This window comes from Deltaproteobacteria bacterium, from assembly GCA_026712905.1.
Classification (GTDB): domain Bacteria; phylum Desulfobacterota; class Binatia; order UBA9968; family JAJDTQ01; genus JAJDTQ01.
On record JAPOPM010000024.1, the window covers coordinates 1 to 11,735 of the forward strand.

Genomic DNA, 11,735 nt, shown 5'->3' on the forward strand with positions numbered 1-11,735 from the left:
ACGTACGTCGCTAACGTCCGCCCCGACACCGCCACCCCGCCCGAATACCACTGGTAGCTGAATTCCAGCTCCTCCGGCCCGTCCCCATCCGTTATCCCCGTCGTGTCCACCGTCAACCTCTGCCCCAATGCCACCGTACCCCCTATTACAGGTAACCCCGCCGGTGCCCGGTTCTCTACCTCGATCACCAATGCCGTTTCGTTGCTTGTCGCCGTGTTCGAATGCCCCTCCTCGTCCGTGTATCGCCCCTCCACCGTCAGCCTCTTCCCCACGTCTCCGGACATCACCGTGTACGTCGATGCCGTCGCCGTCGATATCGCCTCCCCCGCCGCGAACCACTGGAAAGTGAAGTCCAACGCAAACCCGAAATCAGTATGACTATCCCTGTCAAATACCTCGCCCGTATACGCCGTCAGCGTCTGCCCGACCTCCGCCCGTCCTCGAATCTCGATACTACCCGAAGGGGGGAAATTCGACGGCGCCACCGGCAGCGTCCCAGCCGACCTCAGCGTCGTGTGGTTTCCCTTCGCGTCCGTGTAGCTCACTTCAACCACGAGCGACTTTCCGGCGTCTTCTTCCCGCACCGTATAGGTGGACACCGTTGCCGTCGATATCGCGATTCCATCCGCCAGCCACTGGTACTCGAACTCCAACACCGCGGGCCCATCCGGATCCGATATCCTGGTCGTGTCCACCGTCAACGTCTCGCCCACGACATCGTATCTGCCGCCCTCGATGTAATCCTTGCCCTCCACGTACACGAGAAGGCTGATCTCGATCTCCGGCCTGCCCACCGGCTCCTGACTCACCGGCACCACCACCGGCGTCCCCGCGCTCCGCAGCGTCATCTCGTTCTGCGCGCCATCGGTGTACTCGACCTCCACCGTCAGGCTCTTCCCCACGTCTCCCGCCATCACGGTGTACGTCGACGCCGTCGCCGTCGATATCGCCGTGCCATCCGCCAACCACTGATACTCGAACTCCAACACCGTGGGGCCATCCGGATCCCATATCCCGGACGTGTCCGCCTTCAACGTCCGGCCGACCTCCGCCAGCCCATCGATCTCCGGAAATCCCACCGAGTCCACGCCCGACTCCGCCACCGCCGCCGTGGTAAGCGAGTCATGATGGTTGGGGTCAAACCCGTCCCTGAAGTGGGTCGTGACTCGAACCCTGATCCCCTTGTGCCGATCATTCCGCCTGATCGGGTAAGTCGGCGCCGTCGCCCCCTCCACCGCAAGATCGTCCACGAACCACTGGTAGTCAGTGCGGACCACATAGCCATAGTCGATCTCGGGGACAGTAAAATCAGCGGTCAGGACTTCGCCCACCCGCACGTCGCCGGTGATCACTGCGTAGCGGTCGAGTCCCGGCCCGGTATCGTCCGTGCAGATGACGCCGATGGCGTCACTGCCGTCGCATCGATTCAACGCCGTATACGAACATTCGGACAGGGTGTTCTCCGTGCCCGAGCAGTCCAGCTCCTCTATGGCCGGATCCAGGCCAGAAGGAGGAACCGCATTTGGAGGTCGGTATCCCCCTCCCCCGCGCCCCAACTGGCGACACGCGACCTGTGCCGCCAGTTCTGCCTCCTGCCTGAATCGACTGCCGGAATAGCCGCACACATAGCCCCATTCGCCATCCAGGAAGAAGAGCAGGAACGCCCCGCTTATGCGAACGTCGCCCTCGTTTGGCATGTCGTTGGGTACCGCCGCCGTCGCCGCGCTCGTCAGCGTCTCCACAGTGCCCAGGTCGTCCGTGAAAACCACCCGCACCGTCAGGCTACGGCCCGCGTCCGATGCCTTCACCAGATACGCCGTGCCCGTCTCCCCCTCCAGCACCGAGCCGTCCGCCAGCCACTGATACAAGAATTGTCTATCGGTGAATCCGTCGGCGTCCCCGATGTCCGTCGTGTCCGCCCTCAGCGTATATCCCACTCGGACCGTCCCCGAGATGGCCGGCACCCCGGTGGGTGCCTGGTTCTGCACACCCGCCTCACGCACGGGCCCCCTCGCCACGCTCGTCAGGGCTTCCACTATGCCGGCCCCGTCCGTGAACGTTACCCTCAGCGTGATCCGCTTCCCCTGCTCCGCCGCCGTCAGCGTGTAGGTCGCACTCATCGCGTTCGCGATGGGCACGTCGTCCGCTAGCCACTGGTACAGGAAGGTCATCCGGTCCAGCCCGTCGCGATCGTCAATCTCCCCGGTGATCGCCCTCAACGTCTGGCCCACCTGGACAAAACCGCCGATCGCCGGCCGCCCGGTGGGCGGCGAACCCCGCATCACCGGTCCGGTCGGTGCGCTGGTGATCGTCTCGGCGGAGCCGCCGTCGTCCGCGAAGCTCACCCGCACGCTGAAGCGCTTTCCCAGATCCGACTCCGTCAGCGTGTGAGTGCGGCCCGTTGCTCCCGATACCGCCGTGTTGTCCGCCAGCCACTGGAACTTGAACCGCACCTGGCTCAGGCCGTCGGCATCCGACACGCCATCCGTCACCGCGGTCAGTATACCCGCCGGCCGCAACGCCCCCCTGACGGTCACCGTTCCCGTGGCCGGTTGGTTCTGTGTCCCCGCCGCGCGCACCGGCCCAACCTGCCGGCTCGCAAGCACCTCGCTGTCACCCGCTCCATCGGTGAAGCTCACACGCACACCGATGCGCTTGTTCAGTTCGTTGGCCGTGAGCGTGTACGTCGAGCTTGTCGCACCCGCAATCGCCGCTGCGTCCGCCAACCACACGTAGGAGAGACTCGTCGCGTCGATTCCGTCCGGCTCGACGATCCCCGTCGTCGTCGCGGTCAGGGTATCGCCTACGCGGGCGTGCCCGGTGACCTCGGGCTCCCCGGTGGCCGCGACACGGTGCCGCACCGGCCCACTCCCTGCCGGGATCGTGACATACTCTCGTTCGCCATCGCTGTCGGTGAAGGTGAATCGCGACTTGATGCGCTTGCCGGCGTGCGCACCGGTCAGTTGAATGCTCGTACCCTGCGCTCCGGCGATGGGAAGGTCGTCCGCGAGCCACGAATAGTGGTCCGCCCTGCCACGCACAGCCTCGAAATTACCCAAGCCATCGGGATCGTGGACAGTCAGAATCTCAACGGAGAGGTGGTCCCCCACCCGCACGTCGCTACGCGAGGTCTGTGCCATCGCGGCCGTGAGGATGTTCAAGTTGTGCTGGCTTGTGGGACGCTGGTTGGCCACCCCGCGCGCGAGCACGGCTACCGTTCGGTCGCTCCACACCTCCTCGAAGTTCAACTCGTTGTCCAGAAACGCCACCTGCACCCTCAGATGCTTGCCCAGTTGCGCCTGCGATATGGTGTAAGTCCGGCTGGTCGCTCCCGTGATTATCCCGTCGGGGCCGTCCTCACTCGCAGCCGCGTACCACTGGTAGTTGAGTGGGTTCATGCCGTCAGGATCCCGCACCGAGGATGCGTTCGCCGTCATGATATTGCCCACCTTCGGGCTGCCGCTGATCAACACACTGCCTTCCGCGGGTGAGTTGAGAGGTGCCGCCACCGGCCCGGCAACCTTCTCCTTTTGTGCCCACCCGGTCTCCGGCCAGACCAGCAGCGCCGCCAAGGCCAGCAACACGGCCACGCACACCCGTGCGACCTCCGGACCCTCACTTTCGCGAATTACCCTTGCCACCGAGTTATCCCTCCGCAACGCCGCCGACGGGCATCGACCCCCGGACCCCGCTTCTTCCCGTTACGCCACGACGTCACCCCCTCAGAAGTTCCAGCGGGCGTTCATCACGACACGGCGGTCCACCGGGCGCGCGCCGCCCGCCTGGCTCCTCCGCTCGCCATAGAGTTCCAGGCCCAGCGTCGAGCGGCCCAGCCGCCAGCGCCCGATCTCGGCGCCAAGACGCAATCGGCGCGGGTCTCCCGCATGCAGGTCCATCTCGCCGAACGGCGTCAGCACACCGCGCAGACCCGGCAGGTCCACGCCGTAGCCGACCCGCGCCGCCATCGACAGGGCGTTCTCCGTGTCGCTCCCCAGCAGCGCGTCGGGCCCTCCGGTGTTGTTCCACAGCGCGTCCATGCCGCTCGACGCCTTGCCGTAGGTGGGCACCAGCTTGAACTGGAGGCCGCGTCCGGCCGCGCCCGGATCGAGGGTCACCGCGACGCTCGCCCCCCACTGATCGAATTCGTTCTCACCGTTGGTGAGCAGAAACCGTCCCCGCGCCACCACGCTCAGCCCACCGGGATGGGTGTAGCCCACGCTCGCCCCCAGCTCGGTGCCCACCCCCGTCTCGGCGTCGCCGTCGTCCACCCGCACGCCGACCTCGACGCCGCCCGCCAGGCGCGCCCCGCCACCCAGCGCCATGCTCGTGCGGCCATCCAGGGCCAGCCGCAGCCGTGACGCCTCGGCCTCCGTCTCCGGCAGGTCCTCGCGGCCGTCCGCATCGATGCGCACCTGGAAGGCGTCCGCCTTGAGGGCCAGGTCGACGCCACGCAGGGACAGCAGCTCGCCGCGCGTTCCTGCCGCGGCCATGAACATCTTGAGGTCGGTCTCGACCGGGCCGCTGTCGTCGACCAACGACGCCCCGCCCTGGCCCGTGCCTATGGTGCCCCACACGTCGAGGAGCCGGCTGGGGGACCAGTTCAGATAGGGATGGACGCTATTGAGGTCCATTTCAACGTCGCCGGCCCCGACACCAAGAACGTCGTACTCCACCGTACCTTGCCGGCTGCTCGCGGCCACGCCCACGAGCAGGCTGCGCGCCAAGCGGTAGTCGACGCCCAGGTGGGCCGCGAACACCTCGCCGTCCATGGAGAAGTCGTCGTCGAAGCGCCCGTCGAAACCGCCCATGTCGCCCCGGCCCCACAGCGTCCACTGGCCGCCCCTGCCGGACGCGCCGCGGTCGTTCTGGTTCAGAACCAGTTGGAAGGCGCTCCGGGTCATCAGCTCCCGCTCGCCGGGCAGCTCGATGACCCGGTGACCTTCGGAGGTGGCCACCCGCTGCACGTCACGGGCCAGTGCCGTCGCGTTGTCGAAGTCCACGCCCAGCCACTTCACCGCGCCGCCGACCCAGCCCATCACGCCGGGTTCGCCGCCGTAGCCGGAGTCCACCGGATCGACGGAACGGCCGGCGAGGTTCACGAAGGAACCGGCGCGACCGCGCGCCTCCGCGCGCTCACCGATCATGTCCACCACGTCGTCCCCCAGCACCCGCCCGAAGCCCGCCAGCCCGAACTTCATGGCGCGGGCGCGCCCGTCGAGGTCCACTTCGACGATGGTCGTGCGCACGCTACGGGCCGCCGGGTTGACCGAAACCTCACCGCCGCCGCCCGTCACCCCGGCGATCTCCACCACCAGAAGCTGTCCTCCTTCACCACTGCCGTCGTCGAGCACGTCGACCTGGAAACTCGCCCGGGTTTGGCCCGCGGGCACCGTGACGGCTTCGGGGAGGTCGTCGAAATCCCGTGCGTCCGCCGTGGAACCCATCCCCACGGCCAGCGCGACGGTCACGTCCGCGGTGCTGACGCCGCCGTCCACGCTCACGGTGTAGTTGGCCGTCCGGCCCTTGCTCACCCGTGCCGGCCCGGACAGCGACACCATCAGCGGGTCGCTCGCCGTGATGGTCAGGTCGGCGGCGCGCGAGGCTTCCGGGCCCAACTCCGCCGGCTCGTTGGCGTCGTCGCTCGACGCCACTTCCATCAGCATCACGCGGAAGGTCTCGTCCGGCTCCGCCAACTTATCGTCGGCCACCGTTACCCGGATGGTGCCCGAGCTCTGGCCCGCGCGGATAGTGACGCTGCCGCCGGTGCCGTCGCTGTAGTCCGCCGCCGAAGCCGTGCCCGGAATGAGCCGGTAGGCCACGGTCAGCACCGCGGCTTCGGGCACGGGATGCACCCTCACCGGAATCGACACCGCGCCGCCCTCTTCCACCGACGCGGCGGACGGCGTGCCCAGCATGACCACCAGGGCCTCGCCGCTGTCGTTGTCGAGCAGCATCACGGTCGCGCTCGCCGTGGCGCCCGCGGTGACTCCCTCCGGCAACGCGCCGAAGCTTAGCACCAGACTCTCGCCGCGGTCGCGGTCGTCCTCTTCCACCGCGGTGACCGCGAAGCTCGTCTCGATTTCGTCCGGGCCGAAGGTCACCGACGCCGGCACGCCGAGGTAGTCCCCGGCCGAGGCTCCGTCCCGCTCCTCCACCGTGATGGGGATGGTCAACTCGCGCTCCGGCGCGCCGCTCAGGGACACCGTCACCATGAACGCCTCGCCTCCCTCCATGGCGGCGTAGTCGGTCCGGTCGAAGGTGACGGTCACCCGCGGATCGTCGTCGTCGTTGAGGGTCACCGTGGCGGTGCCGTCAGCCCCCGCGCTTACCCCGTCCGGGAGCGCGCCGAAGGACAACGTCAGGACGACGGACTCGGGGTTCGCGTCCGCGTCGTCGTCGGCGGCCGTCACCGTCAACGACCGGCCGGTCTGCTCCGGCCCGAAGGTCAGGGACTCGGCGGACAGTCGGTACAGGTCCGCGCTCGCGCCCTCGGCCCGGATCGGGATCGTGACTTCTCGACCCGGCTCCGTGTCGAGGTTCACGGTTATCTGGATGCTCTCGCCCTCGGACGCGTCATGGCTCGCCGTGGCGAACGTCGCGGTCACCGGTGTCACCTCCACGGGACAGCCGGACGCGGGGCAGATGGTGTAGGCGATGGAGTTGCCGGCAGCGACGCGCTCGGTGGCGCGGTTGTGCATGGGAGCCACCGAGATCGGCTCCGCCGCGGAAGAGATCCCGCCGACACTCAAGGTGAGGGTACCTTCGGCGTCGGCAGCCAGGTCTCCCAGGGGCACTTCGAGCACGCCCAGGGAGATCCGACAACTCATGGCGTCCCCGGACGGAACACACCACGCACCACGTCGGTCGCCCGTGCCGGCGAAGTCGAGCCAAAGGAAGAGCCAGGAATCGTCGGTCCCGGAGCCGGGGTTGGGCGGCCCTGCATCAGCGTCGAAGCTGGGGTTAAACTCGAAGTTCGTCCGGCCGCTCGTCGTCCATCCGTCGCCATTGTTGAGGTGCTCCATCATCCCGCCAATGGCTGCGGCGATCGCAGCGTCGTCACTCGAGAAGTGGATGGCCCCACTGAGGCCTTCGAACCCGAGGGCGGAGTCGTCGATTGGTGCGACGCCGTCCGTCGTCACGTTCATGTACAGACCCACGCGCAAGCTCTCTCGCGTTACCTTGGCTTCGCCTTCGGGCAACGCGGCGCCGGCTGCGTCAAGGCGGCGGATCTCCGGGGCAAAGGTCCACGTGGCGGCATGCACCGAGGCCATGGAGACCGTCGCCAAGCATGCCAGCATCAGGGTCAACATCCAGATCCGTCGTTTCATTGAAGCATCCCTTCAGGTGTTGTAGCCGCCGCCGAGGTCGGCCCGCGGGAAACGAATCCCGCATTGCGCCCCCGCGGGCAGGCGCACCATCACTCGGTTCTTGAGCAAGTCAAGACAGTTTGCGACGTTTTTCCATTCAATAACAAAAGTGTCGCAAAACTAGGACAATTGCCAGTTATAGTCAAGTTTATCTGCCCTAATATCCATCAATATCCATACGGAAACACCGGCGGCGTACGCAAGCCGCCGGCCGGGTGGCGAGGGCGAAGTCACGGACGGGAAGGAGCCGGCGGAGAGGGGTCGCCGAGGTTCAAGCGAGGGTGTCGTGCGTGGGGATCGGAGTGCGCCGACGCGCCGCGGGCGGCAGGGAGAAGGTGCTCGCGGCGCGCTTCATGGCGCGTGTGGAACCGAAGGGTCCCGGCGCGGAGCGTCGGGCCTATTGCGCCGCCTGCTTGCGGCGGGCGGTACTGGTGACCACGGGTTCCATCGGGACATCCCCGTGGGGTCCCTTGTTGCCGGTCTTGACGCCGGCGATCCGGTCGACCACGTCCATTCCCTCTACCACGCGGCCGAACACCGCGTAACCGAAGTCGCGGGTGCCGTGGTCAAGGAAATCGTTGTCCTTCAGGTTGATGAAGAACTGGGACGTGGCGCTGTTGATGTCCGAGGTGCGCGCCATGGAGAGGGTGCCACGGGCGTTCTTGACGCCGTTGTCCGCTTCGTTCTTGATGGGGGCCCGGGTCGGTTTCTGGTTCATGTCCGCGGTGAAGCCGCCGCCCTGTATCACGAAGCCCGGGATGACCCGGTGGAAGATCGTGCCGTCAAAGTACCCGGCATCGACGTAGTCGAGGAAGTTCTGCGCCGTGACCGGCGCTTCCTCGGAAAAGAGCTCAATGGTAATGTCGCCCATCGTCGTCGAAAAAACTACCACGGGTCTGTCCCCTCCTTGCGCGGTTGGACCGAGCGCCACAACGCCCAGACACACCAGAATAGCTGCCACAGCATGCCGAAAAGTTAACGGAAACCGTCTCACCAACCTTCCTCCTCAAGTCCGGGGCTCCGGAGCCCCAAGCTCGGCGCCGGCGCGATCGAGTATCCACTCCACGACCCTGGGCTTGCCCAGGATCACGTCGAAACGGCGTTCGCGCCAATCCACGCCGTCCCGCTGGAAGCAGACGAAACGACCGCCTGCCTCCTCCATCAGAACCTGGCTGGCCATGGTATCCCACAGGCGCAGGTCGAAGTCGACCATGGCGCCCACGGAGCCCTCGAGAGCGAGGGCGTGGCCGAAGCAGTCGGTATAGGTGCGCACCGCGGGGTGCGCCCGCATCAGCGCGTCGAACACACCGGCCCGGCCGGCGTTGACGAACTGCTGGCGGTCGCCGATGCCGAGGATCTCGCCGTCCATGTCGGCCCCGTCCGCCAGGTCCTCGAGCGCCAGTGCGCGGCCGTTGCAGCGCGCCCCCAGGCCCTTTCCGGCGCTATAGGTGCGGTCCAGGCCCGGCAGGTCGATGATTCCGAGGATCGGCTCGTCGCCGTGCAGCAGCGCCAGCAGCGTGCCGTAGAGCGGCACCCCGTGGCGAAAGCTCCGGGTGCCGTCGATAGGATCGATGACCCAGGTGAGCGCGCAACCGCCCCGGGTTTCGGGCAATTCCTCGCCGACAATGCGGTGGCCGGGAAAGCGCGCCGTCAGCAGGGCGCGGGCCTTCTCCTCCACGGCGAAGTCCACGTCCGTCACAAAGGTGCCGTCGCTCTTGGTCCCGTGCGTGAAGCCGCGCTCCCGCGCGGCCGCGATGAGCTCCCGTGTCCGGCGCACGATGTCGCGAGCCTCGGCCAGCATCTCGCGCAACTCCGCCGGCGCCGGCGCCGCGCTCACCGCGAGCTCCTCCTCGCGCACCTCCGCCTAGTCTGACCAGAACCCATCGATCGAGTATACACGCTGGCCGTGGGACAGTGAAACGAGGGAAGCGGGGGACCGCTGTGGACGGCCGGCAGCGAGGCTGTTAGGGTGACCGTACCAACGGGGAGGTTCCCTATGAAGCATGCGATCCATGCCATGACCGTGGGCATCGCGGAAAACTGGCGCCGCTCGGGCATCATGCCGTGCATCCGTAGCGACGCGGAGCGCGACGAGCCGGTGCCCTACATCATCTGGTGCATCGAGACCCCGGACGGCCCGGTGGTGGTGGACACTGCTTATCATCCGGACTACGTCACCGCGGAGTGGGCCCAGGGGAACCAGTTCCGCGAGCCCGCGCAACTGCTTGGCGAGTTGGGGATGCGCCCGGAGGATGTGGGCACCGTCATCGTAACGCACTTCCACGTGGACCACTTCACCGGATTCGACTTCTTCCCCAAGGCGAACTTCGTCATTCAGAACGACGAGTACGAATTCTGGACCGGCCCGATGATGCGCTTTGACTACCTCAACAACCTGGTGCGTCCCAAGGTGCGCCCGGCGCTGCAGCGGCTGGTGGACGACGGCCGCGTCACCCTGGTGGACGGAGATCATGAGATCGCCCCCGGAGTGGAGTTGCTGAAGGCCGGCGGACACACGCCCGGCTCCCAGATGGTTGCCGTGGACACGGCCGCCGGCAAGGCCGTGCTGTGCGGCGATATCGCCTACACCTACCGGAACCTGCGCGAGTGCATCCCGGTGGGCTGGTACTTCAACCTGCCCGACTCGGTGCTGGCACTGGACCGCGCGCTCCGGACCGCGTCGCGCCCGGACCTGTCGTTTCCCAACCACGACCCCGCGATCATGCAGGGCAAGCGGGTGATCCGGGTGGTGTGAGCAGGATGGCGCGACGAGTGGAACACGCCGGACGCCGAGGCGAGGGACAAGCGCGTGGCGGCCGCAGCCTTGCCGGTGCGGGCGAGGGTAACGCATGACCGGCATGGACCTGAATCGCGCACTGACAACGGCGCGGGAGGCGGCGGAACGGGCCGGGGACAAGCTCCTCTTCTACTACGCCTCCAACTACGACATCGGCCACAAGAGGGGCGGCTCCCCGGTCACCACCGCGGACATCGAGGCCAACCAGGTGCTGCACGACGCTTTGCTGGGGGCCTTTCCCGAGACCGGCTGGCTGTCGGAGGAGTCGGCCGACGGCCCGGAGCGGCTGCGGCAGGAGTGGGTGTGGATCGTCGACCCGCTGGACGGGACCATGGAGTTCATCCGCGGGGTCGACGAATTCGCCGTTTCCGTGGCGCTGGTGCAGGGCACGGCGCCGGCGGTGGCGGTGGCGTACAACCCCGCAACCGGGTGCATGACCCATTGCCGCCGCGGCTTCGGCACGTTCGCCAACGGAAAGCCGGTGCACGTGTCCAGCCGCGCCGAGCTGGAGGGCGCCACCATGGTGGCCAGCCGGAGCGAGACGCGCCGGGGCCTTTTCGCAGGGTTCGAGGGGATCCTGAAGATCAGGCCCACCGGCAGCATCGCGCACAAGCTCGCCGAGTTCGCCGGGGGCCGCGGCGACCTGATCGTAAGCCTGCGGCCGAAAAACGAATGGGACGTGTGCGCCGGGGTGCTGCTGGCGGAAGAAGCCGGCGCCAAGGTGACGGACCTGGACGGCCGGCCGTTCTCGTTCAACCAGGCCGACACGCTACGCAACGGCGTCATCGCCGCCAACCCGTCGCTCTACCCCGAGGTGTACCGGCTCGTTGCCGAGCAACGGCGTTAGTGGGGTGTCCAGCAGATTCGCACAAGAATCCGCGGGGCTTTCTCGCCCTCGGCGGCGTTGCGTCACCCCGGCTTGACCCGGGGTCTTCCACACGTGGTGCCCGCCATCGCTCGTCATCGCGCGGCCTCTCTCAGCGCGTTGGCCCTGCCCACCATCTGCTGCAATTCCGCGTCGCTCGGATTGATGCTTCCCGACCGTGGCCCCAGGAGCGTCCGCCGAAAACGCACCACTCCGCCACCTTCCCCGTCGCCCACCAGGTCTCTCAACGCGTACGCGTAGTACATCACCAGCGCGTCGTCCTCGTTCACCTCCCCGTCGCCGTTCACGTCGCCGCCCGCGGCCACTCCGTCCTCGCGCCACGCATTCGCCCGGCTCACCATCGCCAGCAATTCCGCGTCGTTCGGGTCGATGCTCCCCGACCATGGCCCCAGGAGCGTCCGCCGAAACCGCGCCACTCCGCCACCTTCCCCGTCGCCCACCAGGTCTCTCAACGCGTACGCGTAGTACATCACCAACGCGTCGTCCTCGTTCACCTCCCCGTCGCCGTTCACGTCCGCCGTCATCACGCCCACACCCATTTCCTCGAACACCGCGAACACCGAAAACCCCTCCACTTCCGCGCACACGTACCGCCGACCTTCCGACTCCTCCACCTCGCTCTCCAACCGCTCCCACTCCCCCGTCACTTCCGCGTAGCGGTACAACGCCAGCCGCTCACCCACAA

Annotated in this window: 7 protein-coding genes; 2 read left to right on the forward strand and 5 right to left on the reverse strand. The window is 67.3% G+C overall.

Annotated elements, in window-relative coordinates; all coding sequences use genetic code 11:
- The 4 genes from OXF11_01815 to OXF11_01830 all read right to left on the reverse strand — a co-directional run.
- A partial coding sequence (locus OXF11_01815) for a hypothetical protein (protein ID MCY4485835.1) occupies nucleotides 1-3,590 on the reverse strand: 3,590 nt, incomplete at its 3' end.
- 132 nt (nucleotides 3,591-3,722) lie between these two features.
- Nucleotides 3,723-7,328 carry a hypothetical protein gene (locus tag OXF11_01820; protein MCY4485836.1) on the reverse strand — a complete coding sequence of 1,202 codons (3,606 nt, stop codon included), beginning with the start codon at nucleotides 7,326-7,328 and terminating at the stop codon, nucleotides 3,723-3,725.
- Between the two features lie 436 nt (nucleotides 7,329-7,764).
- Nucleotides 7,765-8,316, reverse strand: a complete 552-nt coding sequence (locus OXF11_01825; protein ID MCY4485837.1) for a peptidylprolyl isomerase — start codon at nucleotides 8,314-8,316, stop codon at nucleotides 7,765-7,767.
- A 57-nt stretch (nucleotides 8,317-8,373) separates the two neighbouring features.
- Nucleotides 8,374-9,204: an inositol monophosphatase gene (locus OXF11_01830; GenBank protein MCY4485838.1), complete on the reverse strand. Its 831-nt coding sequence runs from the start codon at nucleotides 9,202-9,204 to the stop codon at nucleotides 8,374-8,376.
- A gap of 159 nt (nucleotides 9,205-9,363) precedes the next feature.
- Between OXF11_01830 and OXF11_01835 the strand changes: the two genes are divergently transcribed.
- Together OXF11_01835 and OXF11_01840 are read left to right on the forward strand one after the other, a co-directional pair.
- Nucleotides 9,364-10,122 (forward strand): N-acyl homoserine lactonase family protein, encoded by a 759-nt coding sequence (locus tag OXF11_01835; GenBank protein MCY4485839.1) that lies wholly within the window; start codon nucleotides 9,364-9,366, stop codon nucleotides 10,120-10,122.
- Between the two features lie 94 nt (nucleotides 10,123-10,216).
- Nucleotides 10,217-11,011 carry a 3'(2'),5'-bisphosphate nucleotidase CysQ gene (locus OXF11_01840; GenBank protein MCY4485840.1) on the forward strand — a complete coding sequence of 265 codons (795 nt, stop codon included), beginning with the start codon at nucleotides 10,217-10,219 and terminating at the stop codon, nucleotides 11,009-11,011.
- A 113-nt stretch (nucleotides 11,012-11,124) separates the two neighbouring features.
- Here OXF11_01840 and OXF11_01845 read toward each other — a convergent pair.
- A partial coding sequence (locus tag OXF11_01845) for a hypothetical protein (GenBank protein MCY4485841.1) occupies nucleotides 11,125-11,735 on the reverse strand: 611 nt, incomplete at its 5' end.